Here is a 25,141-nt window from a genome sequence, read left to right as displayed (position 1 = left end):
CCATTCGAAAGTATCTCAGATATCGAGATACTTCAATTCCAAGTTAGTATGGATCTTGTGGAAGATCAGGAACTGAGGCGCGACATCGTCGACGCAATCCGCGGTATGAGCGTGGACGGACAGCGTGTGGCGGATGCCTTTGCGCACACCCACGGACTCAACGCCACGGACATGCGGGCCCTGGTGCTCATCATGGAGGCGGAAATCCGCCACGAGGCACTGACCGCCGGGCAGCTGAGCGCCCGGCTGGGCACGTCCTCGGGTGCCACCACCGCGGTGATCGACCGGCTTGAACGCATCGGCCACATCCACCGCAACCGCACCCACTCGGACCGGCGGAAAGTCACCCTGCACTTTGAACCGCTGGCCATGGAGCTGGCCGGAGCATACTTCGGCCCGCTGGGTGCCATGAATGACGAAGTGATGTCCCGCTACACGGACCAGGAGCTGCGCACCATACTCGGCTTTATGCAGTCCATCCGCGAGAGCTATTCGCGGTACCTGGCCCGGCTGGCGCCCGACGGCAGCCAGGCAGCCGGGCCCGACGGCGCCGCACCGGAAACGCTGCAAACGGGCCGCGGGAGAAACGGGTAAGCTGATATCGCCCGCCGGGAAGCCCGGCGGTCCGCCTCCGTAGCTCAGTAGGATAGAGCGGCCCTCTCCTAAAGGGCAGGTCGTCGGTTCGATTCCGGCCGGGGGCACTTTCTGTTTTAAGGCCCCCTGCCTGCCTTCACCCGAACCGGCTAGCGCTGCAGCCCGGGGAAGGCCCAGATTCCCGAGGAACGCATCAGGTCCCGCATAATGACCATTTCTTCGTCCGGGCCCATAACGGACGCCTCTTCGGCGGTGGGGTAGTCGAGGTAGACGGCGTTGCCGATGTCGCGCGGCTTGCTGCCGGACAGATGGGCCAGCAGTTTCTCGGTCTCCCCGAAGACCACCAGGGCACGCCGCATGTGGCTGGCGCTGCTGATGAGCGTCATGCTTTCCACGCCGGCGTCCTGCGCCCGTTCAAGCGAGAAGAGTGCGTTCTCCACCGTGTCCGTTGCCAGGCCCTCCTTGATGATCCGGTCCTCCGCCACGCCGTTCTCCGTCAGCCAGCGGGCCATCGCATCCGACTCCGTGATGCCGCCCTTGGGAACGCCGCCGGTCACGATCAGCAGGGAATCGGGATACTTGTCCGCTGCCGCCTTCGCTACTTTGAGCCGTTCAATCAGTGTTTCTTCCATTTCACCCGTGTCCGAAAGTGCATAGCCGAGGACAACGAAGGCGTGGTGCTGAGCGGGCACTCCGTCCGGGACCTTTGTGTTAAAGGGAACGGCGGCGACGTCGTCGACCGTCTGGATCCGCGCCTCAAAGTCCGCGGCACGTTCAGGGTCCAGCCGCCGCAGTTCTTCCATCCCGGCTGTGTAGGCCGCGGTGTCACCGGTCACCTTTGAGTACACGGTGTGCGTAAGCCGGGCATTGAAGTTTTTCGGATCCAGGGCGAGGATGCCGGCGTAGGTGTCCATGGCCTCCGGAAGCTTCTTCTGCAGCACCTGTGCCGAGGCCAGTGAATACCTCAGGTCCACGTCCCACGGGTCCATTTCCACCGCCTGCGCAAATGCCTGCGCCACCACGTCGTAATCCCCGTGCAGGGTGATGCCTTGGAAGATTTCCTCTTCGGCCTGCAACAGGTCGCCGCCGTACCAGTAGTAGTGCATCGCGATGGCCTCCAGGGCGTCGATGCGCTCGCCTGTGGGGGCGTTGTTGCGGACCGCGCTGAACAGTGACTCGAGCGACTCCCCCTCCCCGCCGGCGTCGGCCCCCGGAGAGGACATACCCGGGGAGGCCGTGGCCGAAGCAGTGGCGCCGGCCGGACCGGAACAGGCCGAAAGCGCAACGACTGAGGCGAGCAGGACGCCCGCAGCGAGTTTCATCATGTCCGCTCCTATGGATTGCTTACTTCACGGCACCCGCGGTAAGTCCGCCGATGAGGCGCTTTTCGATGACGGCAAAGAGAATAATCACCGGCACAATGGCGACGATTGACACGCCGAAAACGTACTGCCAGCTGGTGGCGTATTGGCCGATGAACTTAGTCAGCGCCACGGACAGGGGCTGGTTCTCCGCCGTGGACATAATCACGAGGCTCGCCGCGAACTCGTTCCAGGACGCCACAAAAGTGAAAATCACCGCTGTCACAATCCCCGGCCAGACCAGCGGCAGGTTGATCCGCATCAGCACTTTGAGCCGTCCGGCGCCGTCAATCTGTGCCGCTTCGTCAATCTCCTGCGGAATGGCGGCAAAGAAGCTGTGCATGATCCATAGCGCGAAGGAGAGGTTGAAGGCCGCGTTAATCAGGATCATGGCCACCCATGTGTCGTTCAGGTCCAGCCACAGCATCTGCCGGAACAGTCCGGCCGTGAGGACCGCCGGCTGGAGCATCTGGGTCACAATCACCAGGAACAGGAAGACCAGCCGGCCCGGGAACCGGAACCTTGCGGTGTAATACGCGGCCGGGGTGGCCACCAGCAGCACCAGCAGCGTGGCTAGGACCGCAATGATGATGGTGGACAGCAGGTTGTAGGTCAGCGGGGTTTCCGGGGTGGACCACATGGACTGGTAGTTGCCGAACTGCAGCCCGTCCCCGGGCAGGTACTCGGGGGGAACCGAAAGGATTTCCGACCTGGTTTTCAGCGACCCCACCAGCATGATGAGGTACGGGGTGAGGAAAACCAGGGCAATCAGCGCACCGATGACCGTGCGCGCCCACATCCGCCGGGCACTGACATTGTCGGCGCCGTAGCGCCGCTTCCGGGGTTCCGCAGCGGGCACGGAACCTGCCGGGGGCGCAGGGGCAGTGACGGCCATGTCAGGCCTCCTTCATGGGTCGAACGATCTTCACGTAGGCGGCCACTATCACCAGCACGACGGCGAAATTAACGACGCTGAGCGCACTGGCCACATCCAGGCGCCGGTCGAACTGCAGGACCTTGAAGATGTACGTCATCAGGGTGTCGGCGCTGTAGCCCGGAATGGACCCGGTCATGATCCTCAGGATGGGCAGGTTGTTGAACACGTTGATGATGTTGATCAGCACCGCCACCGCCAGGGCGCCGCGCAACTGGGGAAGCACCACGCTGAAGTAGGTGCGCGCCGGTCCGGCACCGTCCATCTTGGCCGCTTCCAGCGCGTCCCCCGGCACGGCCTGCAGGCCGGCCAGCAGCGTGTAGGTAGTAAAGGGGATGGATACAAACACACCCACCACAATGGCGGCGGCGAGCGCCGTGGCCGTGTTCTTGGTGAACCCGTAGGAGGCATCCATCAGCCCCACGTCCACCAGGAACTTGTTAATGATGCCGTAGTCGCGGTCCAGGCCGTAGTAGAACACGGTGGTAGTCATGACCACGCTGGCCGCCCACGGGACCACCACTGCCATCCGCACAAAGGTGCGTCCTGGAAACGGCTTGTTCAGGAAGTTCGCCAGGGCCAGTGAAATGGCCACGGTCAAGGTGACCACCACCACCACCCAGACCACTGTGTTAAGCAGGATCCGCGGCAGGTTGGGGTCCTCGAAGACGGTGAGGAAGTTCGCCGCTCCCACACCCTCCACATTGGTTCCGGCCTGGCTGATACGCCGGGTGGAGCTGTAGATCATGTAGCCGGCGGGGAAAATAACAATGCCGAAGATCAGCAGCAGGACCGGACCGATCCAGGGCAGCGCGGCCCACACGCTTTCATTGCTGCCCCGCCGCTTGCCGGTACGCAGGCGTACCTGCCGAAGTGTGCTCATGGAGTTCAACCTGTTCTGGGACTGGTGGGGCCGCCGCCTGCGCCGGGCAGCGGCCCCGGGCGGATCAGGCTGCGTCAGCCTTGGACTGGATCTGCTCCAGGACTGCCTTGGGCTCCTGGTCTTCAAGCTGGCCCATCAGCGACTTGAAGGCGCCGTCCGTGGTGTTCCAGGCCGGGTTGGTAGTGGGGTAGAACTTGGCGCTGGGGAGCATGTCCAGGAAGGTCGACAGGTCCTCATCCGAGGCCATCGCCTCGGAGCCGCTCTTGGTAGTCGGCAGGAACCCTTCGGTCTGGACCCAGTCCACGTAGTTGTCCTCGGCGTAGAAGAAGTCCATGAATGCGGTGATGGCTTCCTGCTTATCCTCGTCGTTCTTGAAGGCCATCAGCCGGTCCGCTACGCCCAAGGTGGAGGGCTCGCCGGTGCGGGTGGGAACACTGGCTATGCCGTAGTTCAGGTCCGGGTTGTCCTCGGCAATCTGGCCTACTGTCTGGGGCAGGGCGTAGACCATGCCGATCTTGCCCTGTGCGAACACGTTGATCATGGGGGTACGCTGCGTGGCTCCCGGATCCGGCTGGGTCACGCCTCCGGCAATCATTTTCTTCATGAATTCGGCGGCCTCGAGGTTCTCCGGGGTGTCCACGGCTATGGCGGATTCGTCGCCGAAATCTCCGCCGTTGCCAGCAAACCAAATCAGGCTTTCACCCTGTGCTTCCTCGGAGCCCAGCGGCATGCCGTAGCCGGGGGTCCCGGTAGCCGAGATTTTCTGCGCAGCTGCATACAGTTCATCCCAGGTGGTCGGAGGCTCGGCCACACCCGCAGCCTGGAACAGGTCCTTGTTGTAGAAAAGGGCGCGCACCGAGGCAATGAGCGGGAATCCGTACTGCGTGCCGTCCAGCGTCTCATTGGCCGCAAACGAGTCCTGGAAGTCGCTGATGGTTTCGTCGGACGCCACGTCCTCTGCCGGGTAGAGCAGTCCCTCATCGGCAAAAGCCGAAAACGCTCCGCCGTTGTAGATGTCCGGAGCTTCGCCGGACTGGATCTTGGTCTGCAGCACCGATTCGAGGTTTTCCCACGACTCAACCTGCAGGTTGACCGTGATCCCTTCATTGGCGGCTTCAAAATCCTCGATGACGCCCTCCCACAGCGCCTTGGTGCCGTCCGAGTAGCTCGGCACCAGCAGGTCGATGGAACTTGCGTCGCCGTCACCGTCGGAACCGCTGCCCCCGAAACCGCAGGAGGAAACGGCCAGTGCTCCGGAGGCTGCCAGCGCCACCAGGCCAATTCGAAGTGTGCTCTTCATTGGGTCCTCTTTCAATTGGTTCCCGCCCGGTGCCGAGGGTGCCGAGGGCGGGGAACCGGATAGTAGCGGCCGCATTCCGCGGCGGGGAGGAACGTGCTGGGGAAGGTAATGCTGAAGTAGGTGTGATGGAAGTTGATAAGTATGCAGGACTATCAATCAGGCTCCGTCAGCCTGTTGCAGGAAATAATTGCCCTCTCTGGGCGCGCAGTCAACCCCTTCTGCGGGATATTTACTGCTCGAGTTACCCCTGTCCCGCGGTTGCAGGGTCAACTTGGGCCTCCAGCAGGGTCGAAGTGCATGATTTTTATTGATCTATAGACACGCATACCAATCAAAGTCCATCATTGAGGGACTTTCCGTAGTTGCCGGGCCAGTCACACACCTAGGAGCACCATGTCCCATCTCCCGCCGAGCCGGCATTCCTTCGGGGAATCCGTCCTGGCCTTCGATGTGGGCGGGACAGATATCAAGGCCGCCCTCCAGGACAACGACGGCGTGTTCCACTCCCTGCAGCGGGTCCCCACGCCCCGGGACGCAGCGAGCCCCGGCGAGGCGATAATCCGCGAAGTATCCGGGCTGGCCCGTCGGTACGTGCGCGAGTTCCCGCAGGCATCGGTGCGGGCCCTTGGCTTTGTGGTGCCCGGCCTCGTGGATGAGCAGGCCGGGATCGGCATTGTTGCGGCGAACCTCGGGTGGCGGAACTTCCCGTTTGCCCGGCGGCTGCGCGAGGAGAACGGCATGCTGCCGGTAGCGTTCGGGCACGACGTCGGCCTAGCCGGTGAGGCGGAAATGCACCTCGGTGCCGGACGCGGGCTGCGGGATGCAGTGGTCCTGATCATCGGCACGGGGATTGCCGGAGCGGTGTTCTGTGACGGACGCAGGGTACGTGCAGGCGGTTTTGCCGGGGAAATAGGCCACTCACCTGTCCCGTCGGGTACGCAGTGCGCGTGCGGGGCCTACGGGTGCCTGGAAACGGTGGGCTCGGCCGGTGCCATCGTCCGGCGCTACAACGAACGAACGGGCAATCGGACAACCGGTGCGGAAGCGGTGCTCAGGGCAGCCCGGGCCGGGGAGCCGGCAGCCCGGGAGGTGTGGGACCAGGCGGTGGCAGCCCTGGCCGAGGGAATCTGCCAGCTGGCCGCGGTGCTGGGGACCGAGGCAGTGATCCTGGGCGGCGGACTGTCCCAGGCCGGAGACGAATTAACCGGGCCCCTGGTCCGGGCCGTGGACTCACGGTTGTCTTTCCACCGCCGCCCGGACATCCGGGTGTCCACCCTCGGACAGGATGCCGGGCTTATGGGCGCGGCGCTGCATGCACGGGGGATGCTGGGGGAACCGGCGTGAACGGGTGGGGCCGCGCAGGCGGTGTCCTGACCGTGACCGCCAATCCCGCCCTGGACGAGACCTATGCTGTTTCGGCCTTCACCCCGGGCGGCAGCCACCGGGTTTCCCCTCCCCTGGTCCGGGCCGGCGGCAAAGGCCTCAATGTTGCACGGGTGGCGCACCAGCTCGGCGCGCCGGTGCTGGCCGTTGCCACCTGCGGCGGGCTGACCGGCGAGCGCTGCCGTGAGGACCTCCTCGGCAGCGGAATCCCGCACCGGCTGGTGCCGGTCACCGCGGCAACGCGGCGGACCATGGCGTTCGTGGACAGCACCTCGGGCCTCACCAGCATCTTCAACGAAACCGGGCTGCCCCTCACCTCCGCCCAGTGGCAGGAACTTGAGCGCCAGGTGGACGCCGCCATGTCCGGGGCAAGCGTGGTGGTGGGCTCAGGCAGCCTCCCGCCGGGGGCCCCTGCCGGGTTCTACCCGGATCTGGTCCACGCCGCGGCCGGCCGGGACATCCCCTGCATCATCGACGCCTCGGGCGCGGACCTGGTGCGGGCGGCCGAGGCTGGTGCCTTCGCACTCAAACCCAACCAGCACGAGCTGAGGGAAGCCACCGGCGAAGAAGACCTGCGCCGGGCGGCGCGTTCCCTGCTCGACGCCGGCGCGCGGACGGTTTTCCTCAGCTGCGGGGAGGCTGGACTGCTCGCATTTTCCGCAACGGATCCGGACCACTACTTGCACGCCCGGCTGGGACGGACCCTGACCGGCAACCCCACCGGCGCAGGCGATGCGGCGGTGGCCGCCGTCGCGGTGACTCTGGCCGCCGGCAGCCGGGACACCGCCCGCATGCTCCGCCTGGCGGCCGCCTGTTCCTCCGCCGCCGTGCTGATGCCGGCGGCCGGTGAAATCCCGTCCAGCTACCGCTCCCTGCAGGAGCAGATCACCATCACCTCGCATCATGACCGCACCGCATCCGCTGTACTGGAGGAAAACTGATGGGTCTTACACCAACCCGGACACTCGTGGCGGACGCTTTTGCCGCAGGGACCGGCATCGGCAGCTTCAATGTCCTGCACCTGGAGACGGCGGAAGCCATTGTCGAGGGCGCCGAAGCGGCAGGGCTGCCGGTGATACTGCAGATTTCGGAGAACTGCGCCTCCTACCACGGCGCCCTTGAACCGCTGGCGGCAGCATGCCTGTCCGTGGCCTCGGCCGCAGCCGTGCCCGTTGCCCTGCATCTGGACCACGCGCAGGATGAGGACCTGGTGCACCAGGCGGTCCGGCTCGGCTTCGGCTCGGTGATGTACGACGGCGCGCACCTGCCGTACAGCGAGAACGTGGCGGCCACGGCACGGGTGGTTAAGCATGCTGAGCCGCTGGGCGTGTTTGTGGAGGCCGAGCTGGGGAAGATAGGAGGCAAGGACGGTGCACACGCTCCCGGGGTACGGACGGATCCCTTCGAAGCAGCGGACTTTGTGATGTCCACCGGCGTCGACGCGCTGGCCGTTGCCGTAGGTTCCTCGCATGCCATGGCGCAGCGCACTGCCGCACTGGACCTGGACCTCATCGCGGAACTGCACTCGGCCCTGCCCATCCCCCTGGTCCTGCATGGTTCCTCCGGGGTTGCGGATGCCATGCTGGCTGCCGCCATCGCCGCCGGGATGACTAAGATTAACGTTTCCACGCACCTGAACGGCTTCTTCACCCGCGCCGTGCGCCAGTCGCTTGGAACCGACCCGGACCTGGTCGACTCCAGGAAGTACTTCTCCGCAGGCCGCCGGGCGCTCGCCCCCGAAGCAAGCCGTTTGCTGTCCCTCTTCGCGCTGAGCGCGAACGCGGAAAAGGCTGTCACCCATGGAAAAGACTGAGCGGCTCAACTCCATCCTCGACCTCCTGGCTGCGCGCGGCCACGTGCAGGTTGAGGACGTCATGGCCGAGCTGAAGGTATCCCCCGCCACCGCCCGGCGGGACCTGGATACCCTTGCCGCCCAGCGGCTCCTCACCCGGACCCGCGGCGGTGCCACCATGGAGGCAGTGGCCTATGACCTGCCGACCCGGTACACCCGCGATGACCACACTGCGCAAAAGCAGGCCATCGCGCAGGCCGCCAGTGCGCTGGTGCCCAAGGGCGCGGTGATCGGACTTTGCGGCGGAACCACCAGCACGGCCATTGCCCAGGCCCTGGGCATGCGCCGGGACCTGATGGAACCGTCCAGCAAACCCACGCTCACGGTTGTCACCAATGCCATTAACATCGCCGTGCAACTGGTGGTCCGGCCGAATATCCGCGTTATGGTGACCGGCGGCGTCGTGAACCCGAGATCCTATGAGCTGGTGGGGCCCTACACCGATGTGATCCTTCAGCGCGTAGCCCTGGACCTGGCCTTTGTGGGGGTCAACGGGCTCGACGCCGAGGTAGGCCCCACAGTCAGCGATGAAGGGGAGGCTGCAGTGAATTCACTGATGTCGCAGCGGGCCTCCGAAACCTACATCGTGGCCGACTCCTCCAAAATCGGCACCCGGAGCTTCGCGACGCTGAGCGGCTACGTCTTCAGCAACCTGATCACCGACAGCGGTATCACCGAGGGCGAGAAAGCGGAGTTCGAAAGCCGCGGAACCCGGGTTATTGTGGCGCCGGCGAAAACGGTCACCGGGTCCGCCCAGCGGGCAGGGAGCTGACAATGCATGTGGTGATCCTTGACAGTCCTGCCGAGGTGGGGGATTTCGCGGCGCAGGAAATCCTGCGCGGTGTGGCGGCCGGGCAGCTCCGCACCCTGGGCGTCGCCACCGGATCCTCTCCGCTGGCGATCTACGAAGTCCTGGAGCGGCACCGCAGCCCGCAACTGTCCGCGCTGCAGGCCTTTGCCCTGGACGAATACGTGGGCCTGGACCCGCAGCACCCGGAGAGTTACGCCTCAGTGATCCGCCGCGAGGTCACCGAACGGCTGGGCCTGGACCCTGCCAACGTGCACGTGCCGAACGGTACGGCCGCGGATCTGGCTGCCGCCTGCGCGGATTTCGAGGCCGCCATCCGTGCAGCCGGCGGTATTGACCTGCAGATCCTGGGCATTGGCCGGAACGGGCACATCGGCTTCAACGAGCCCACGTCGTCGCTGGCGTCCCGCACCCGGGTCAAAACCCTCATGTCCGCCACCCGGCGGGACAACGCCCGTTTCTTCGCCGACGCATCGCAGGTGCCCGCCCTGTGCCTCACCCAGGGACTGGGTACCATCGGTGAAGCGCGGAAGGTGCTGCTGGTGGCGCAGGGGAAGGCGAAGGCTCGGGCCGTTGCGGACGCGGTGGAGGGCCCGCTGTCCAGCATGTGCCCCGCCTCCGTGCTGCAGATGCACCCGCACGCCACGTTTGTCCTGGACCCCGACGCCGCCGCGGAACTGAAGCTGCAGGACTACTACCGGGAGGTCCGCAGCGGGATGGACACCCTGCGGTAGGCCCGGCCTAGGACCTGGCGGCGGTATCGCTTTCCGCTGCCGGATCTGCTGCGAACTGTGTGTTGTAGAGCTCCGCGTAACGTCCTCCCTGTGCCAGCAGCTGCGAGTGCGTGCCCTGCTCCGCAATCCGTCCGTCCTCAATCACCAGGATGCGGTCCGCGTTGCGGATGGTGGAGAGCCGGTGCGCAATAACGACGGCGGTCCGGCCCTGCAGGGCCTCCCCCAGGGCGGCCTGGACCGCGGCCTCGGACGTCGAGTCCAGGGCCGCCGTCGCCTCATCCAGGATGACGATGCGCGGTTGTGCCAGCAGCAGCCGTGCAATGGTCATGCGCTGGCGTTCACCGCCGGAAAGCCGGTACCCGCGCTCCCCCACCATGGTCTCCAGCCCGTCCGGCAGGGAGCGCACCATGTCCTCGAGCCGGGCCCGGCGCAGCGCGTCCCAGACCTCTTCGTCGCTGGCCCCGGGGTTCGCCAGGAGCAGGTTGGCCCGGATGGTTTCGTGGAACAGGTGCCCGTCCTGCGTGACCATGCCCAGGGCCTGCCGGATGCCGGCAAAGCTCAGGTCACGGACGTCGGTGCCGGAGAAGCGCACGGCACCCGAGTCGACGTCGTAAAGCCGGGAGAGCAACTGCGCAATGGTGGATTTGCCGGCGCCGGAAGTGCCTACCAGGGCTACCGTCTGGCCAGGGTCCACCCGGAAAGATATCCCGTGCAGGACTTCCTCGCCGCCGCGTGTATCCAAAACGGCCACGTCCTCCAGCGAGGCCAGGGAAACCTTGTCCGCGGTGGGGTACGCGAAGCGCACGTCGTCGAACTCCACGCTCAGCGGACCGGCGGGCACCGGGGCGGGGCTGTCCTTTTCCCGGATGAGGGGGCGCAGGTCGAGGATCTCGAAGACCCGCTCGAAACTCACCACCGCGCTCATAACCTCCACGCGGGCATTGGCCAGGGAGGTCAGCGGCGCGTACAGGCGGGTCAACAGCAGGGCCAGGGTGACGACGTCGCCCGTGTTCAGGCTTCCCTGCAGGGCTAGATAGCCGCCCAGCCCGTAAACCAGGGCCAGCGCCAGGGCGGAAACCAGGGTCAGGGCGGTCACGAAGACCGACTGCATCATGGCGGTCTTGACGCCAATATCGCGGACCCGGGACGCGCGCAGGGCGAATTCCCGGGATTCGGCGTCGGGCCGGCCGAACAGCTTGATCAGGGTGGCACCGGGGGCGGAGAACCGCTCGGTCATCTGGGTGCCCATCGAGGCATTGTGGTTGGCGGCTTCGCGCCGCAGGGCGGCCAGCCGTCCTCCCATCCGCCGGGCCGGCAGCAGGAACACCGGCAGCAGCAGCATGGCCAGCACAGTCACCTGCCAGGACGTCCCGAGCATCACGATCAGGGTCAGCACCAGGGCGACGACGTTGCTCACCACTCCGGAGAGGGTGCCGCTGAAGGCCTGCTGGGCGCCAATGACGTCATTGTTCAACCGGCTGACCAGGGCGCCGGTGCGGGTACGCGTGAAGAACGCCACCGGCATTTTCTGCACGTGGTCGAACACCGCGGTCCGCAGGTCCAGGATGACGCTTTCACCAATGCGCGAGGAGAACCACCGGGTGGCGAGGGAGACGGCGGCGTCGGCAACGGCGACGACGGCGATCAGCAGGGCCAGCCGAACCACCACGCCGGGAGCGGTCCCGGCCACGATGGAGTTGACCACCTCGCCGGCCAGTACAGGCGTGGCCACGGCAAGGAATGCCCCGACCACCGACAGCAGGACAAAGCCCAGCAGCCGGAAACGGTAGGGAGCGGCGAAACGGATGATCCGCTTCAGGGTTTCCCGGGAGATCTTCCGGTCATTTCCGCTGCCGCGCGAGATTTTGTGAAGCGAGCTCCAGGCTGCGCCTTCCATACTCATGTGTTTTCCTCCGTTGTATGCACGTTCCAGCTTAAGCCCCTGTCCCGCTCCGGCCCGGCCGATCGCCAGGGGCTGAAACCGCCGGCGACTTTCCTTTCCACAGCGTGAAACATGTCACGGAATTGGCGCCGTGCGCTGATACACTTCGAAACGCTGCCCCCGTGCTGAACCGGGCACCTACGAAAGGCCGCTATGTCTCCGGCACTGAACCCCCCTGCTGCCCCCACGGAGGGCGTACCCACCTTGGACGCTTCCGTGCCGGAGGCGGCCCCCGGGGCTGTCCCCACGGACGGCGCCGCACGCCGCTGTACCGCGCTGGTGGCCGTGCAGCGGCCAGACGTGTTCTCGGTGACCGCCGGAATCCTCGCCGCCGCGGGGCTGGAACCTGTTGCCGTCCGGGACTTGGACGGGGCCGTTGCTTCCGCACGGGCTGCCGAACCGGTACTCGCCGTTGTCGATTCCAGTGTCCGCCGGATCGCTGGAATGGACCTGCTTAAGCGCCTGCGCCATGAAGTACCGGCCTTGACCAAGCTGCCGGTGATCCTGGTGGCGGACGAAGCCGGCCTCGACATAGACCTTATGGTCGAACTGGGAATTGCGGACTTTGTCGCCAGTCCGGTAGACCCCGATGACCTGACCCGCCGGGTGGACCTTATGCTGGCGACCGCCGAGGCGCGCCGGGGCCGCCGGATGACTGCAGCCCGGCTGCGCGAGGACACCCGCCGCATTTCCGCGTCCATCCGTGCCACCAATGATCCGCAGCAGATGTCGGAAGTAGTGGTCCACGGACTCGGCGAGACCTTCCAAGCGGACCATGTCTTCCTGATGACGTTCCCGGACGAGCGCGTTCCCGAGCTGGCACTGTCCTGGAGCCGTGAGGGAGCCACCGGTTCCATTCCAGCACTGGCGGGATCCACCGCCGTCGAGCTTGCGGAAAAGCTGTGGGTACGGGGCCGCGGACTCGCCGTCGAAGACCATCGCCAGCCGGCCGGCGACGAGCCGGTCCCGCTGAGCCCGGCGTCATTGGCCGCCGGGCTCGGGACGTCCATGATTGTGCCGCTGGGCCACGGGGATAAGGCCTTCGGTTTGGTGTGGCTTGCCGGTGAACGCGGCCCCCGGGACTGGACCAGCACTGAAACCTCCCTGATCCAGCATGCCAGCGGAAACCTCGCCCACGGGCTGGTGCAGGGAAACCTGATCACCGCGCAGCGGATGGTGCTCAAACGCCTGCGGGAACTGGACCAGGCGAAAACGGATTTCGTGGCCACCGTCAACCATGAGCTGCGGACCCCGCTGACCTCCATCACCGGATACCTCGACCTCATCCTGGACGGCTCCGGCGGCGACATCCCCGCCGACGTCGCGGAAATGCTGAAGATCGTAGGCCGCAACGCGGTGCGGCTCAACCAGTTGATTACCGACCTGCTCACCATCTCCCGCCAGGATGCCGACGAGGGCACCCTGGATGTTGAAGAGGTGGACCTTCATGAGCTGCTCCAGGCGGTTGCGGCGTCCCTGGCCCCTGCGGCCGGCGCGAACAACCTGGATCTGCGCTTGGAGCTCGGCCCGGATCCGCTCTGTGTGGACGGTGACAGCGCTGCCTTGGAGCAGGTTTTCACCAACCTCTGCTCCAATGCCGTGAAGTTCACCCCCGCTGGCGGATCCGTCCTGGTCCGGGCAGAGCTGGTGCGTGCCGAGGGCGCCGGGCCGAGCGTCCGAGTGCAGATCACGGATACCGGAATCGGCATCCCCGAAGCCGAGCTGCCCAATCTCTTCCGCCGGTTCTTCCGCGCTTCCAACGCCACCTCGGCCGCCATTCCCGGAACCGGGCTTGGCCTGGCCATTGTGCAGGACATTGTGCTGCAGCACGGCGGGGAACTGGGCGTCGAATCGAAGGTGGGTTCGGGCACCACCGCAACGGTCCTGCTGCCCGCAGGCCGTTAGGCGTACTCCGCACCGGCACCCGGACCCGGGGCCGGTTAGGCGGACACGGGACCGTCGGCGCTAGGCGCTTACCGCGGTGACCGGGGCCAGGATCCGTTCGGGTGCCGAATAGCAGTTGAGCGAGATGCCGCGGCTGAATCCAATCAGCGTGAGCCCCGCGTCCTGGGCCAATTCCACGGACAACGCCGACGGTGCGCTTACGGCGGCGAGCACCGGGATGCCGGCCAACTGCGCCTTCTGGACCAGTTCGAACGAGGCCCGGCCGGAGACCTGCAGCACCATGCCGCGCAATGGCAGCAGCCCGGCGCGAAGGGCCCAGCCCACCACCTTGTCCACCGCATTGTGCCGGCCCACGTCCTCACGCAGGCACAGCAGCTCCCCTTCGGCGCTGAAGAGCCCGGCCGCGTGCACGCCGCCGGTCCGGTCGAAGACCTTCTGCCCTTCGCGCAACCGGTCCGGCAGGGACGCGAGCATCTCCAGGGGCAACCGGACGCCGTCGCCCTCCAAATCAAAGTGGGAGGACTTGCGCACGGCCTCGATGGAGGCCGTGCCGCAGATGCCGCAGGAACTGGAGGTATAGACGTGCCGTTCCATTCCGGTATCCGGCAGCGGGGTCCCGGGCCTCAGCTGTACATCCACCACGTTGAAGGTCTGTTTGCCGTCCTCATCCACACCCGCGCAGTAGCGCAGGCTGATGAGCTGGCCGGGCTCCCAGATCACACCCTCCGAGACCAGGAAACCGGCTACCAGGTCAAAGTCGTCGCCGGGGGTGCGCATGGTGACGGTGAAACTCTTTCCTCCCACCCGGATCTCCAGCGGCTCCTCCCCCGCCAAGACGTCGTCGCGCCGGCTGACGTTTCCGTCCAGCCGGAATTTCGTGACCCGTCCCCGTGTGGTGACCCGTCCCATGATGCCTCCCTGATTCCTGTTTCCTGCTTCTATGTTGCCCCTCCGCGGCGGGATCCGCAGTCAGCGGGTGCCCGCGTACGGCACGTTATCCTGCGGGCGCCCGGTTGACCTGCCAGGGCAGGGGAAGGGCCATCACTGCTTGGTCCCTGATGCAGCCTTCGGGCGGCACCACCATCACGGCGTCCGCTTCGGCCAGGCCGCGCAGCATGCCGGAGCGGAAGTAGGGGGACGGCATGGCCCGGTCCTCCTGGATACTGCACGGCACCAGCCTGGTGCGGCCGGGCAGCGGTTCCAGGTCCACACCGGCCAGCACGTGGCGTTCCCGGGAAATCGGAGCGCCGCGCAGTCCGTCCAAGAGGGGCTGGAGGATGGTAAAAACGGCCATCATGGCTGCCAGCGGGTTACCCGGCAGGGCCACCAGGAGCCTGCCGTCCCGGAGCCGGGCGAGCATGGTGGGGTGGCCCGGACGCATCGCAATCCCGTCGATCAGGAGCTCGGCTTCCACTTCTTCCAAGGCACGGCGCAAGTGGTCGGCCTCGGAACGTCCGGTACCGCCGGTGGTGATGAGGACGTCGCCGGAGGACATCGCAATAGACATTTCGTCCGTGGCTTCGCTGCTGAGCGCTGCTACCACTTCCTCCAGCCGGTCCGGGAGCCGGCGCACCACATCCACCTTGCCGCCGAGCATTGACACCAGCTGCGGCAGCTGCGGTCCGAAGGTATCCCGGACCTGGCCCGGTTCCGGGAGCCCCGCATCAATCACTTCATCACCGGTCAGCAGCAGGGACACCCGCGGTGAACGCAGCACCGGCAGCGTGTCGTGGCCGCAGACGGCGGCCAGGGCAATATGGGCAGGGTTGAGCAGCTTGCCTGCGGGGATGGTGGTCTCTCCGGCAGATGCCTCTTCCCCGGCGGGCCGGATGTGCTCCCCGGCGGCCGGTTCGGATTCGCGGGCCCGGTCGTTGCGGGTCAGGCGCGGCGGCGTGGTGTTCGAAACAGAGCCGCTCTCGGACCGCAGGACGGCGTCGGCGCCTTCGGGAATCAATCCGCCCGTGAGGATTTTCACGGCTTCCCCGGGCTGCAGCGCCCGCCGCCCGGACTCCTTGTGGATCTGCCAGCGTTCCACTTCCGGTTCCTCCTGGGTGATGACCGTCCAGGGCGGAGGCCCGGCTATGGCCCAGCCGTCCATTGCGGCGGAAGCATAATGCGGGACGGGCTGCAGCGCGGAGGTCTCCAGGGCAAGGATCCGCCCCAGCGCTTCGTCCAGTGGAACGGTTTCGTAGGGCAGCGGGCGGGCGGCGGCATAGGCCGCGTGCCGGGCCTGGGCCCAAGACGCATTGGGTTGTGCGGGCAGGATAACGGGAGCGCTTTTTTCACTCATTGCGCATCCCCTTCGTCTGCTGCGTCCCGGCATTCGGCGGCTGCCACCGCCATGGCCGAACGCATGGACGCGGCGTCGGCCGCCTGTCCGCTGCCGGCAGCCAGTCCCGCTGCGTACCCGGCAATAAAAGTGGTCAACGGCGCTGCCGGCCGCACCACGTTGTGGGCTGCGGCCGCAGCGAGGTCAAGCACGGCGGAGATATCCACGGGTGTCCCCTCGAGCTCCAGTGCCTTGAGCAGTCTCCCGCTCCACGCCTCAAGTTGTTCCTGCTGGCTTGGCATTAGTGCTCCTTCGCTTCGCTGGACGATGCTGTTAACGCGGTTCCTTCGGTGCTTACGCCCAAGATCCGCGCGTCCGCCCAAGTGTCGACATCGGCGGTACTCATGGGGGGAACATCAACACCCCTCCATTGCACCCTAGCAAGCAGAGCCTTCATGGACATGTTCGTCAGGCCGCCGGGTGCATGGCCGAGGACGGCCTGACGAAGGTCTGCGGTCCGGTACAGGCCCGCCAGCGGCTGGCTCCTGCCGTCAGCGTCAAGGGCCAGAAGGGTGGAGTCGCCGTCGGAATCATCGCTGCCGGCCGCATCCAGCAGGACTCCGGCCGCAGAGGCAATTCGCGGCATATCGCAGGCCAGGACCAGCGTCCAGTCACCCGAGGCGGGCAGGGCTTCCAGCCCCGCTGCAACAGCGGCTGCCGGGCCGCCGAACACCGGTTCCTCCCGCACCAGCACGGTTTCGCGGGACGCGTCCTCAAGCAGCGGCAGCAGTGAGCCCGGTCCCACTACGGCCACACGCCGGGCCCCGGCAACCGCGTCCAAGGTGGTTTCCAGCAGGGTGCGCCCACCGGTATGCAGCAGTGCCTTGGGGCTGCCGCCGAGGCGGGAGGAACGGCCGCCGGCGAGGATTACGGCGTCGTACACCGGAACAACGGGCATCAGGCGGCAGTGTCGTTCTGCAGGAAGGGGTCCCATTGCGGTGACGGACGCTCCAGTTCGCGGATCTGCCAGCGCGCTCCACGGGGCGCCTTCGGGGAAATACGCAGCTGCCAGCCAAGCTGTGCCAACGTCCTGTCGCCCTTCGTATTGTTGCAGCGCAGGCAGCATGCAACCAGGTTCTCCCAGCTGTCATCGCCGCCGCGTGAACGGGGAACAACATGGTCCACCGTGGCTGCCGCCTTTCCGCAGTACGCGCATTCGTGGTTATCCCGGCGCAGCACGCCCCGACGGGTGGCAACGGTGCCCTCCCGGTACGGGACCCGGACGTACCGGTGGAGCAGGATAACCGAGGGTCTGGGGAGGATTTCAGAGGGCCCGACTACCGGCTCGCCGCTCTCCGCCACCACACTCGCTTTCCCGCTCAGGACCAGCACCAGCGCGCGGCGGAAGGTGATCACGGCCAGTGGTTCATATCCAGCATTCAGAACGAGAGTGCGCATGCACATACCTCTTCGTCGGCCGTCCATGAGCCAGTGAATACTAGACACCGGCACACTTACGGCACATCGGATTGTCTATGCAAGAGTATGACGGGAATGCAGTCTTGGCCATTTCCGGGGCCGAAACCTTGCCCTGGGCGCTGGCGCCTTCTTCCGCCGTCCGGGTCCGTCCCCGGGGACGGACCCGGACGGTTAACGGCAAAAGCTCCCCCCGAAGGAGGAGCTTTTGGCCGGAGAGAAAAGCCGTTATCCGCCTACGCGGATGTAGACGCCGCCCGAGCCGAGTTCTGCCGGTGCCACAACGGTGCTGTTGCCGTTGAAGCCGCCGTGCACGGCTTGGCCACCGCCTACGTATACGGCAATGTGGGCCAGGCCCATGCCGCCGTCGGCGTAGTAGATCAAGTCACCGGGCATGGCCTCGGCTGCGCTGACCGTCCGTCCAAGGGACAGGTAGCCTGCAGGCCATCCGTGGAAGTTGATCCCCGCAGCCGCCAGGGCATTGGTCACCAGCATGGTGCAGTCCTGGTTGACGCCCAGCTGGGCGTAGGCTGCTGCAGCAATGGTGGCGGCCAGCCCTGAGGGGCTGCCCTGCGGTGCCGGTGCGGCGGCGGTGTTGACCCCTGCCGCCGGAGCTGTGTTGGATGCCGGACGGGCAACCTGCGCAGCACCTGCGGCCGGCATTTCCTGAACCTGGAGAGCGGTCTGCGCCTCTTCCACCACAGGGGCTGCCGGCGCCGGCGCGGGAGTGGTGCCCGCAATGCCTTCGAACTCAAAGTGAAGCACAGCTTCTGCAGACACTTTGTCGAGCTTTGCTGCCGTGAGATCCAGGGTGCTCGTCTGGACATCCCGCAGGGGCTCCGTGCCGGAAGCATTGGCGGCCACACCGGTGGTGAGGACCAAGCCTGAGGCAGCTGCGATAACGGCAGCCTGGCGGCCAACCGTTCCTGCGTTTGCACTGACCGCACCTGCAAGGGCGTTCAGCGTGCTGGTGCGTTCAACCGGCGCCCGGTGGCGGGCGCGCTCAATTGTCGAGGTCATGATTGTTCTCGGAGACCAGGGCTTAGGAGACGCGGACGAAGCTGTAGCCGTGCAGGTCGGAGAGGCTGTGCAGACCGGTGTTCATACCGTTCAGACCGCCGCTGATGACCTGTCCGTTGCCAACGTAGATGGCGACGTGGGTAGCACTGATGACCAGGTCACCGGGAGCGGGGCTGCCAACAACGGTGCCGTACTGGAAGAACTGGCCGGGAGCCAGGTCGCCGACGGACTTGCCGACGGAGCGCAGGGCCTTCTCGACCATGGCGGTGCAATCCTGTGCCACGCCGATCTGGCTGTAAGCCGAGGCCACGAGGCCGGCGGCCACATTGCCCGGAGCTACGGCGTCAGCGGCCGGTGCTGCGGGAGTGGAGGATGCGGTCTGTACTGCGCCGTTTGCAACAGGTGCGGCAACACGGGAAGCAGCGGCACGCTGGGTTGCTGCTGCCTGCTGGGCCTGAGCCTCAGCAGCTGCTGCGACTGCGGCTTCTTCAGCTGCTACCTGTGCACGGTAGTCTGCGCCGGAGGTGGAGCTGGGTGCTTCCATGACCGCGAGCTTTACGTCCGCGTCCGCATTAGCCTTGACTGTCCCGGCTACAACGTTCAGCGGGGTGGATTCGAGTGCCTGGCGGTCCATGCTGACGGACGCTGCCTGTGCAGGGAGTCCTGCAGCCAGCACGAGGCCGGATGCTGCCACAACGACGGCGGCCTGACGGCCTACCATGCCTGCGTTGCTGCTGACTGCCTTGGAAAGTGCAGTGATCGGGTTGGTCTGAACGGTGGCTGCGCGACGGCGGCCATGAGCGTGTGATGACACAGGTTTGCCTCTCCCAATTGCCTACGAGGTGAGCTGTCGGATTCGGATGGGAGTCACCCGGTTGCCAGGCCTAAGGCCATTTGCAACTTAACCCCAAGGGCTTCTTGCGAAACCCGAAATTGGTTCCCCCGCCTCTGCCATGCGATTCTGCGAACGGACTTCAAACAGTGGCAGAGCTAGGCGATCTGTTCGAAGGTGCCCGATCTTTGGCCAATCGGGCACGAGGACGAGCGTACAGCAACATTTGCGCTATGTCACGTTCCGGTCACGAAATGATATTCGTGCGGTTACAACCAGTTCAGTGGGTCCACTACTTCGCCGTTTACCATGACCTCGAAATGCAGGTGGCAACCCGTGGAAGAGCCCGTTGTTCCGCTTGCTCCCACCAGGTTTCCGCGCTTGATTTCGCTGCCTACCGACACGGAAATGGCGGAGAGGTGGTTATAGGTGGTTTCGACCCCGTTGCCGTGGTCAATGACAACGCGGTTGCCGCCGCCGTAGGGGTGCCAGCCGGCAAAGACCACTTTTCCGGAAGCCGCTGCGTTTACTGCGGTGCCGCAGGTGGCGGCGAAATCCTGGCCGTTATGCATTTCCCCGGCTGCGCCCGTAATGGGGCTGACGCGGTGGCCGAATCCCGATGTCTCCACCAGCGCAGAATCCAGCGGGGTGGACAGCGTGCCCTTGGCGGCCGCGGGGACCGCGTGGGACCCTGCTGCCACGCCGACGGAAGCCAGCTTGGCGTCCGGGTCATAGCTGCTGCTCAACCCGGCGCGGGCAAATCCGATGTTCGCGTTGGCATCCGCGGAGACCGGCGTGTCGGCTGAAACCGGCTGCGGCTGGACGGGATCGTCAGCGGCCGCGGAGGTGGGCAGCGCTGCGGTGAGGATCAGGCCTGATGTGGCGGCGGTGATGGCCACCTTCTGGGCGGCTCCACCCATGGACAGGGTTTTTGTTTCAACCCGCCTGCGCCCGGAGGGCGGGGAGCTGCGCCGGCGGGCGGGCGCAACAGGGGCAGCCGCACGGCGGCGCCCCGAAGCAGCATGCTTCGACAAGTGTTTCCCTCTCTTGGAACGCCTGCGAAGTTAGCTGTCGGATTCGAGTAGAGAAACTCGGCCCTCGGCTCACCGCCGGCACTGCGTGCTTCTATGCACGTTTTGCCGCCGGCCTCCGGAAGGCTTCACCCCAAGGCAGTTCTACTGCCGGAAATTGGGTCCTCCGCCCCTGCCTGACGAGTTTGGTGCTCCGGTCCGTTGGCAGGGCTCGGCGGACAGACCGGATAACGATGGTGTTTCAACGTCGGAATTCACTATAGGGTAAATGTCCCAAAAGTAACCATTCCGTTACCCGGCGTGTGCCACAAAAACGTGTGCGGCCACTTCTGCCGGCAATTCAAGCGCTCCTTCGATGCCGGGGACACGCACGGAAATGTAGCCGCCTACGACTTCGGCGGTGATTTCCGCACCGGGGCGGAGCCCGGCTTCATCCAGCTGGGACAGCAGCTCCGGCTCCACCTGGATGGGTTCGGCCAGCCGCAGGAGGGTCAGCTTGGATCCTGCCTCTACGGCAGCCACGGCAGAGACCAGGTCATGCACGCCCTGGTGGAAGACCGGTGCCGGCTCTCCGCCGATGCCCTCGAGGCCTGGAATCGGATTGCCGTAAGGGGATTCCGTGGGATGTCCCAGCAGCTCATACAGCCGGCGCTCCACGCGCTCACTCATCACGTGTTCCCACCGGCAGGCCTCGTCGTGGACGTAGGCCCAGTCCAGGCCGATAACGTCCGAGAGCAGCCGCTCCGCGAGCCGGTGTTTGCGCATCACCTCGGTAGCGCGCCGGCGGCCCAGTTCCGTCAGTTCGAGCCGGCGGGTTCCCGCCACCACCACGAGGCCGTCACGCTCCATCCGGCCAACGGTCTGGGACACGGTGGGGCCTGAGTGCCTCAGCCGCTCGGCAATACGTGCCCGCAGCGCCACAATGTTCTCTTCTTCCAGCTCCAGGATGGTCCTGAGATACATCTCAGTTGTGTCAATGAGATCCGTCATGACGGGCCGCTCCTAGTAGAAGGCAAGAGGACAGCGGCAAAACGCGCTGCCCGGGTCTACGCCAACACGTTAGCCTACCGGCCGGACCGCCCGAAAATTGCGGGCTTTCCGCCACACATCCCTGTGGCGGCGGTCATAAACCGTCCGAAAGAATGCGGTGCGGCAGAATGGAAATGCAGACGCGCTTTCCTTTCGACACGCTTGGAGCGACACAATGGGCGACACCGCCGCACTGAAGATTCCCGCTGAACTCCTCCCGCAGGACGGCCGCTTTGGTGCCGGGCCGTCCAAAGTACGTCCGGAACAGATGGCGGCGCTGGAACGTGCCGGCACCGGGCTTCTGGGCACCTCCCACCGCCAGGCACCCGTACGGAACCTCGTGGGCAGCATCCGCGAGGGACTGGCCGAGCTGTTCTCCGCTCCGGAGGGCTACGAGGTAGTTCTGGGCGTGGGCGGCTCCACTGCTTTCTGGGACGTCGCCGCTTTCGGATTGGTTCAGGAGAAGGCCCAGCACCTGTCCTTCGGTGAGTTCGGCTCCAAGTTTGCGGCGGCTACCAATAAAGCGCCGTTCCTCTCGGCATCGAGCATCATCACGGCTGAACCGGGCACCCGTCCGGAACCGGCGGCTGAAGCGGGGGTGGATGTCTATGCTTGGCCGCAGAACGAAACTTCCACCGGCGTTGCCGCTCCGGTGCGCCGGGTGGAAGGTTCCGACGACGGCGCCCTGGTGCTGATCGACGCGACCTCGGCTGCCGGCGGCCTGGACGTGGACCTGGCGCAGTCCGATGTGTACTACTTCGCCCCGCAGAAGAACTTCGCGTCAGACGGCGGCTTGTGGCTGGGCATGTTCTCCCCCGCTGCGCTGGAACGCGCCGCGCGGATCAATGCCGGCGACCGCTGGATCCCGGATTTCCTCAACCTGCAGACCGCCGTGGACAACTCGCGGCTGAACCAGACCTACAACACGCCGTCGTTGTCCACGCTGGTGACCCTCAACGCCCAGATTGACTGGCTGAACGGCAACGGCGGGCTGGCGTTCGCCGCCGGTCGCACCGCGGAATCTGCCGGACGGATCTATTCGTGGGCCGAACAGTCCGCCGTTGCCACCCCGTTCGTGGCCCGCCCGGAGGACCGTTCCAACGTTATTGCCACCATCGATTTCGCAGCGGACATCGACGCCGCCGCCATTGCCAAGACGCTGCGGGCCAACGGCGTCGTGGACGTGGAGCCTTACCGCAAGCTCGGCCGCAACCAGCTGCGCATTGCCACCTTTGTCGCCATTGAGCCCGACGACGTCAGCGCCCTCCTGGCGTGCATCGACTACGTGATCGCGAACTCCTGAGCCTGATTACTGCCAACATGGCCATGCACTGCCCGCAGGGCCCGGACGCTACGCGCTGTCCGGGTCCTGCGCTTTTTCCGGCGTATCTGTGGTCATGCTGAGCCGCCGGGGCAGGTTCCGGTCATAGTGGAACCGCATCCCGTAGGTCCGCCAGGCCCATACGAAACCGATGGCGGCTGCCAGCAGCCCCGAGGCTGCGGCCACACCGAGGCTCCAACGGGGGCCGAACGAGTCCGAAACCCAGCCCACCACCGGCGCGCCCAGCGGTGTTCCGCCCATAAAGATGGCGAAATACAGCGCCATCACCCGCCCGCGCATGACCTGGGCGGTGGTGGTTTGAACATACGCATTGGCGCTCGTCATCAGGGTCAGTGCGGACAGGCCCACCGGGATCAGGGATAGACCGAACAAAATCAGGGTGGGCGCGGCTGCGGACAGGATGCAGGACAAGCCAAAGGCCCCTGCGGCTCCGAAGACAAAGCGCAGGCGCGGCCTGTCCCGCCGCGCGGAAAGCAAGGCGCCCGCGACGGAACCGATCGCCATCACCGAATTGAGGAGGCCGAACGTGCCCGCGTCCCGGCCGAACTCGGTACGTGCCATGGCCGCTATGTAAATGGCGAAATTCATGCCAAAGGTGCCCACGATGAAGATTGCCAGCATCACCATGATGAGGTCGGGCCGGTGCCTCACATAGGCCAGTCCTGCCCGGATGCGGCCCTTCCCCGGGGGCGCCTTGGGGAGCACGCGCAGTTCGCCGGCACGCATATTCAGCAGTGCGAGCACCATGGCGCCGAACGTCACGGCGTTCAGTACAAACACCAGCCCCGGCCCGACGGCGACGGTCAGGAGTCCGGCGACGGCGGGGCCGATCATCCGCGCCCCGTTAAAGGAGGCACTGTTCAGGGCCACGGCGTTGGGCAGATCCCGCTCGGAAACCACCTCGGAGACGAACGCCTGGCGCGCCGGTCCGTCCACCGCCGACACCACGCCCAGGGCCAGCGCAAATGCGTACACGTGCCACAGCTGCGCCTGGCCGGAAATCACGAGCAGGCCCAGGGCCAGACCCAGGGCACCCATGCTGATCTGCGTCATCAGCAGGACTTTGCGCCGGTTGTAGGAGTCGGCTATCAGCCCGGACCACGGGGCCAGGAGGAGCTGTGGCCCCAGCTGCAGCGCCATCACGATTCCCATGGCTGCGGCATCCTGGTTGGTGAGGATGTCGTAGACCAGCCAGTCCTGCGCAGTCCGCTGCATCCAGGTGCCGATATTGGAAACCAGTGCGCCGAAGAACCAGATCCGGTAGTTGAAGAGGCGGAGGGAGCGGAACATCAGCTCAGCGCCCCCTCAGGGATTGTTGAACCAGTTGCCGCAACCGCCACGGATTATTCGTCCTCCTGCGCGTCCGTCTCCTGATGATCCTGCGCGCCGGACTGCGCTGCATCGTCTTCGGGAGCGTCGTCTTCGGGAGCGCCGTCCCGCGCTTGGCCATCCTTGTCCCGGGATTCGGCGTGGGCGTGCTGTTCGTCGTCAACATGTTCCCGGGCGGCCTGTTCGAGGGCCAACTGTTCCTGCTCGGCAGCAATGTCTTCCGGACGCAGCCGCTCCGACCAGGGCACCCACTCCGGAGCCAGCAGCGCATCCTCCGACGGAAGCAGTCCTACTTCACTGACCGTCACCTTCTTGCTGCGCGGCATCCGGGCAACAGTGGCGTACCACTGCCAGCCGCGGTAACCGGGACGCAGCGAGGTGAACCGGTGGGTCACCAGCCGTTCGCCGTCGGCCGCGGCCCCCGCGTACTCCCCAACTTCAGCCGGGGACGCAACTTCGAGCAGGCCTGCACGTGCTTCCGCCACCGCGGCAGCCAGCACGGCGTCGGGCTTCCCCGACCGCCGGGGCGCACGTTTACGGGCCGCCGGTTCGGAGGGCGTTTCGGGAGAGGGAGTTACGGGTGTCATTGTCACTTCAGCGCACGAACCTTATATATCCAAGTCATCGGCAACGGCACGCAGCACAGCGGCCACCTTGGTGGCATGCTTCTTTTCCGGGTAGCGGCCGCGGCGCAGTCCGTTGGAAATGCCATCGAGCAGTTTGATCAGGTCTTCCGTTATAACGGCCATGTCTTCGGCGTCCTTGCGCGTGGCCTTGGCAACCGACGGCGGTGCCTCCAAGATGCGGGCGGAGAGGGCCTGCGGTCCGCGCCGGCCGTCGGCTACACCGAACTCCATGCGCGTACCGGGCTTAACCTCGCTGACGCCGGCCGGCAGGGCCGAGGCATGGAGGAAGACTTCCTGTCCATCGTCCGTGGCCAGAAAACCAAAACCCTTGCCGGTGTCGAACCACTTGACCTTGCCGATAGGCACTTCGGTTACCTCGTTCTTAGTTCCGATTGCGGCAGGACATCTGCCTTGTTGCATGACCGTTCAGTTCCGCCACCGTTTCGGCGTTGCCCAGCAAGCAGCGGGGGGGTACCCGTACCTCTGAGATA

25 protein-coding genes, 1 tRNA gene and 2 riboswitches are annotated in these 25,141 nt (G+C 65.8%); of the genes, 9 read left to right on the top strand and 17 right to left on the bottom strand.

Annotated elements, in window-relative coordinates:
* The first annotated feature begins 57 nt into the window (after positions 1-57).
* Positions 58-594, top strand: a complete 537-nt coding sequence (locus QNO06_RS03320) for a MarR family winged helix-turn-helix transcriptional regulator (protein ID WP_227913494.1) — start codon at positions 58-60, stop codon at positions 592-594.
* Between the two features lie 33 nt (positions 595-627).
* Positions 628-701 (top strand) — tRNA-Arg (locus tag QNO06_RS03315).
* Between the two features lie 42 nt (positions 702-743).
* Here QNO06_RS03315 and QNO06_RS03310 read toward each other — a convergent pair.
* The 4 genes from QNO06_RS03310 to QNO06_RS03295 all read right to left on the bottom strand — a co-directional run bounded on the left by QNO06_RS03310 (position 744) and on the right by QNO06_RS03295 (position 5,072).
* Positions 744-1,919, bottom strand: coding sequence for an ElyC/SanA/YdcF family protein (locus QNO06_RS03310; RefSeq protein ID WP_227913495.1), 1,176 nt, complete (start codon positions 1,917-1,919; stop codon positions 744-746).
* Positions 1,920-1,938: 19 nt separating this feature from the next.
* The gene (locus QNO06_RS03305; RefSeq protein ID WP_227913496.1) at positions 1,939-2,850 is read right to left on the bottom strand and encodes a carbohydrate ABC transporter permease; all 912 of its coding nucleotides are present in this window, start codon (positions 2,848-2,850) and stop codon (positions 1,939-1,941) included.
* Between the two features lies 1 nt (position 2,851).
* On the bottom strand, positions 2,852-3,772 hold the full coding sequence (locus QNO06_RS03300; RefSeq protein ID WP_227913497.1) for a carbohydrate ABC transporter permease: 921 nt from the start codon (positions 3,770-3,772) through the stop codon (positions 2,852-2,854).
* 64 nt (positions 3,773-3,836) lie between these two features.
* Positions 3,837-5,072 carry an extracellular solute-binding protein gene (locus tag QNO06_RS03295; RefSeq protein WP_227913498.1) on the bottom strand — a complete coding sequence of 412 codons (1,236 nt, stop codon included), beginning with the start codon at positions 5,070-5,072 and terminating at the stop codon, positions 3,837-3,839.
* 393 nt (positions 5,073-5,465) lie between these two features.
* Here QNO06_RS03295 and QNO06_RS03290 point away from each other — a divergent pair, with 393 nt between their 5' ends.
* The 5 genes from QNO06_RS03290 to QNO06_RS03270 are packed head-to-tail and all read left to right on the top strand — an operon-like array spanning position 5,466 to position 9,849.
* A complete protein-coding gene (locus QNO06_RS03290) occupies positions 5,466-6,416 on the top strand; it encodes an ROK family protein (RefSeq protein ID WP_227913499.1) in 951 nt (316 codons plus the stop codon).
* Between the two features lie 32 nt (positions 6,417-6,448).
* Positions 6,449-7,396, top strand: coding sequence for a 1-phosphofructokinase family hexose kinase (locus QNO06_RS03285; RefSeq protein WP_284162624.1), 948 nt, complete (start codon positions 6,449-6,451; stop codon positions 7,394-7,396).
* A complete protein-coding gene (locus QNO06_RS03280) occupies positions 7,396-8,268 on the top strand; it encodes a class II fructose-bisphosphate aldolase (protein ID WP_227913501.1) in 873 nt (290 codons plus the stop codon). Before QNO06_RS03285 ends, QNO06_RS03280 begins: the two co-directional genes overlap by 1 nt.
* A complete protein-coding gene (locus QNO06_RS03275) occupies positions 8,255-9,079 on the top strand; it encodes a DeoR/GlpR family DNA-binding transcription regulator (RefSeq protein WP_227913502.1) in 825 nt (274 codons plus the stop codon). The genes QNO06_RS03280 and QNO06_RS03275 overlap by 14 nt, the downstream gene beginning before the upstream one ends.
* A 2-nt stretch (positions 9,080-9,081) precedes the next feature.
* Entirely contained in the window at positions 9,082-9,849 is a 768-nt protein-coding gene (locus tag QNO06_RS03270; RefSeq protein ID WP_227913503.1) for a glucosamine-6-phosphate deaminase, read from the top strand.
* 7 nt (positions 9,850-9,856) lie between these two features.
* On the opposite strand, the gene QNO06_RS03265 is transcribed toward QNO06_RS03270, so the two are convergent.
* Positions 9,857-11,752 (bottom strand): ABC transporter ATP-binding protein, encoded by a 1,896-nt coding sequence (locus QNO06_RS03265; protein ID WP_227913504.1) that lies wholly within the window; start codon positions 11,750-11,752, stop codon positions 9,857-9,859.
* 192 nt (positions 11,753-11,944) lie between these two features.
* Here QNO06_RS03265 and QNO06_RS03260 point away from each other — a divergent pair, with 192 nt between their 5' ends.
* On the top strand, positions 11,945-13,696 hold the full coding sequence (locus QNO06_RS03260) for a sensor histidine kinase (protein WP_227913505.1): 1,752 nt from the start codon (positions 11,945-11,947) through the stop codon (positions 13,694-13,696).
* 60 nt (positions 13,697-13,756) lie between these two features.
* Here QNO06_RS03260 and fdhD read toward each other — a convergent pair whose 3' ends face one another.
* The 9 genes from fdhD to QNO06_RS03215 form a co-directional block, all read right to left on the bottom strand.
* On the bottom strand, positions 13,757-14,605 hold the full coding sequence (gene fdhD, locus QNO06_RS03255) for a formate dehydrogenase accessory sulfurtransferase FdhD (RefSeq protein WP_227913506.1): 849 nt from the start codon (positions 14,603-14,605) through the stop codon (positions 13,757-13,759).
* 85 nt (positions 14,606-14,690) lie between these two features.
* Positions 14,691-15,986 carry a molybdopterin molybdotransferase MoeA gene (locus tag QNO06_RS03250; protein WP_227913507.1) on the bottom strand — a complete coding sequence of 432 codons (1,296 nt, stop codon included), beginning with the start codon at positions 15,984-15,986 and terminating at the stop codon, positions 14,691-14,693.
* Positions 15,983-16,267: a DUF6457 domain-containing protein gene (locus QNO06_RS03245; RefSeq protein ID WP_227913508.1), complete on the bottom strand. Its 285-nt coding sequence runs from the start codon at positions 16,265-16,267 to the stop codon at positions 15,983-15,985. The genes QNO06_RS03250 and QNO06_RS03245 overlap by 4 nt, the downstream gene beginning before the upstream one ends.
* Positions 16,267-16,923, bottom strand: a complete 657-nt coding sequence (gene mobA / locus QNO06_RS03240) for a molybdenum cofactor guanylyltransferase (protein WP_227913509.1) — start codon at positions 16,921-16,923, stop codon at positions 16,267-16,269. Before mobA ends, QNO06_RS03245 begins: the two co-directional genes overlap by 1 nt.
* Complete coding sequence (locus QNO06_RS03235) at positions 16,923-17,423, bottom strand: HNH endonuclease (protein ID WP_227913510.1); 501 nt, start codon at positions 17,421-17,423, stop codon at positions 16,923-16,925. The genes mobA and QNO06_RS03235 overlap by 1 nt, the downstream gene beginning before the upstream one ends.
* 246 nt (positions 17,424-17,669) lie before the next feature.
* Positions 17,670-18,461, bottom strand: a complete 792-nt coding sequence (locus QNO06_RS03230) for an NlpC/P60 family protein (protein ID WP_227913511.1) — start codon at positions 18,459-18,461, stop codon at positions 17,670-17,672.
* 22 nt (positions 18,462-18,483) lie between these two features.
* Positions 18,484-19,275, bottom strand: a complete 792-nt coding sequence (locus QNO06_RS03225; protein WP_227913512.1) for an NlpC/P60 family protein — start codon at positions 19,273-19,275, stop codon at positions 18,484-18,486.
* Positions 19,276-19,278: 3 nt separating this feature from the next.
* A riboswitch (cyclic di-AMP (ydaO/yuaA leader) is annotated at positions 19,279-19,437 on the bottom strand.
* A 125-nt stretch (positions 19,438-19,562) separates the two neighbouring features.
* A complete protein-coding gene (locus tag QNO06_RS03220) occupies positions 19,563-20,213 on the bottom strand; it encodes a M23 family metallopeptidase (RefSeq protein ID WP_227913513.1) in 651 nt (216 codons plus the stop codon).
* 117 nt (positions 20,214-20,330) lie between these two features.
* Positions 20,331-20,525: riboswitch (cyclic di-AMP (ydaO/yuaA leader) on the bottom strand.
* Positions 20,526-20,615: 90 nt separating this feature from the next.
* Positions 20,616-21,314 carry an iron-dependent transcriptional repressor DtxR gene (locus QNO06_RS03215; protein WP_227913514.1) on the bottom strand — a complete coding sequence of 233 codons (699 nt, stop codon included), beginning with the start codon at positions 21,312-21,314 and terminating at the stop codon, positions 20,616-20,618.
* A gap of 214 nt (positions 21,315-21,528) precedes the next feature.
* Between QNO06_RS03215 and serC the strand changes: the two genes are divergently transcribed.
* On the top strand, positions 21,529-22,656 hold the full coding sequence (serC, locus tag QNO06_RS03210; RefSeq protein ID WP_227913515.1) for a phosphoserine transaminase: 1,128 nt from the start codon (positions 21,529-21,531) through the stop codon (positions 22,654-22,656).
* Between the two features lie 48 nt (positions 22,657-22,704).
* On the opposite strand, the gene QNO06_RS03205 is transcribed toward serC, so the two are convergent.
* Genes QNO06_RS03205 through QNO06_RS03195 form a run of 3 tightly spaced genes read right to left on the bottom strand, consistent with a single transcriptional unit; the run spans position 22,705 to position 25,016 of the window.
* A complete protein-coding gene (locus tag QNO06_RS03205) occupies positions 22,705-23,985 on the bottom strand; it encodes an MFS transporter (RefSeq protein WP_227913516.1) in 1,281 nt (426 codons plus the stop codon).
* 53 nt (positions 23,986-24,038) lie between these two features.
* The gene (locus QNO06_RS03200; RefSeq protein WP_227913532.1) at positions 24,039-24,611 is read right to left on the bottom strand and encodes a DUF3027 domain-containing protein; all 573 of its coding nucleotides are present in this window, start codon (positions 24,609-24,611) and stop codon (positions 24,039-24,041) included.
* 21 nt (positions 24,612-24,632) lie between these two features.
* A complete protein-coding gene (locus QNO06_RS03195; protein WP_227913517.1) occupies positions 24,633-25,016 on the bottom strand; it encodes a cold-shock protein in 384 nt (127 codons plus the stop codon).
* Positions 25,017-25,141: the final 125 nt, after the last annotated feature.

It is taken from the genome of Arthrobacter sp. zg-Y20 (assembly GCF_030142075.1).
Taxonomy (GTDB): domain Bacteria; phylum Actinomycetota; class Actinomycetes; order Actinomycetales; family Micrococcaceae; genus Arthrobacter_B.
This window is presented reverse-complemented; position numbering and strand designations above follow the sequence as displayed.

Bases quoted from the DNA above. Each gene is read 5' to 3' on its own strand.
- QNO06_RS03310 (WP_227913495.1), bottom strand. From the start codon at position 1,919: ATGATGAAACTCGCTGCGGGCGTCCTGCTCGCCTCAGTCGTTGCGCTT.
- QNO06_RS03305 (WP_227913496.1), bottom strand. From the start codon at position 2,850: ATGGCCGTCACTGCCCCTGCGCCCCCGGCAGGTTCCGTGCCCGCTGCG.
- QNO06_RS03300 (WP_227913497.1), bottom strand. From the start codon at position 3,772: ATGAGCACACTTCGGCAGGTACGCCTGCGTACCGGCAAGCGGCGGGGC.
- QNO06_RS03295 (WP_227913498.1), bottom strand. From the start codon at position 5,072: ATGAAGAGCACACTTCGAATTGGCCTGGTGGCGCTGGCAGCCTCCGGA.
- QNO06_RS03290 (WP_227913499.1), top strand. From the start codon at position 5,466: ATGTCCCATCTCCCGCCGAGCCGGCATTCCTTCGGGGAATCCGTCCTG.
- QNO06_RS03280 (WP_227913501.1), top strand. From the start codon at position 7,396: ATGGGTCTTACACCAACCCGGACACTCGTGGCGGACGCTTTTGCCGCA.
- QNO06_RS03275 (WP_227913502.1), top strand. From the start codon at position 8,255: ATGGAAAAGACTGAGCGGCTCAACTCCATCCTCGACCTCCTGGCTGCG.
- QNO06_RS03270 (WP_227913503.1), top strand. From the start codon at position 9,082: ATGCATGTGGTGATCCTTGACAGTCCTGCCGAGGTGGGGGATTTCGCG.
- QNO06_RS03265 (WP_227913504.1), bottom strand. From the start codon at position 11,752: ATGAGTATGGAAGGCGCAGCCTGGAGCTCGCTTCACAAAATCTCGCGC.
- QNO06_RS03260 (WP_227913505.1), top strand. From the start codon at position 11,945: ATGTCTCCGGCACTGAACCCCCCTGCTGCCCCCACGGAGGGCGTACCC.
- fdhD (WP_227913506.1), bottom strand. From the start codon at position 14,605: ATGGGACGGGTCACCACACGGGGACGGGTCACGAAATTCCGGCTGGAC.
- QNO06_RS03250 (WP_227913507.1), bottom strand. From the start codon at position 15,986: ATGAGTGAAAAAAGCGCTCCCGTTATCCTGCCCGCACAACCCAATGCG.
- QNO06_RS03245 (WP_227913508.1), bottom strand. From the start codon at position 16,267: ATGCCAAGCCAGCAGGAACAACTTGAGGCGTGGAGCGGGAGACTGCTC.
- mobA (WP_227913509.1), bottom strand. From the start codon at position 16,923: ATGCCCGTTGTTCCGGTGTACGACGCCGTAATCCTCGCCGGCGGCCGT.
- QNO06_RS03235 (WP_227913510.1), bottom strand. From the start codon at position 17,423: ATGCGCACTCTCGTTCTGAATGCTGGATATGAACCACTGGCCGTGATC.
- QNO06_RS03230 (WP_227913511.1), bottom strand. From the start codon at position 18,461: ATGACCTCGACAATTGAGCGCGCCCGCCACCGGGCGCCGGTTGAACGC.
- QNO06_RS03220 (WP_227913513.1), bottom strand. From the start codon at position 20,213: ATGGGTGGAGCCGCCCAGAAGGTGGCCATCACCGCCGCCACATCAGGC.
- QNO06_RS03215 (WP_227913514.1), bottom strand. From the start codon at position 21,314: ATGACGGATCTCATTGACACAACTGAGATGTATCTCAGGACCATCCTG.
- serC (WP_227913515.1), top strand. From the start codon at position 21,529: ATGGGCGACACCGCCGCACTGAAGATTCCCGCTGAACTCCTCCCGCAG.
- QNO06_RS03205 (WP_227913516.1), bottom strand. From the start codon at position 23,985: ATGTTCCGCTCCCTCCGCCTCTTCAACTACCGGATCTGGTTCTTCGGC.
- QNO06_RS03200 (WP_227913532.1), bottom strand. From the start codon at position 24,611: ATGACACCCGTAACTCCCTCTCCCGAAACGCCCTCCGAACCGGCGGCC.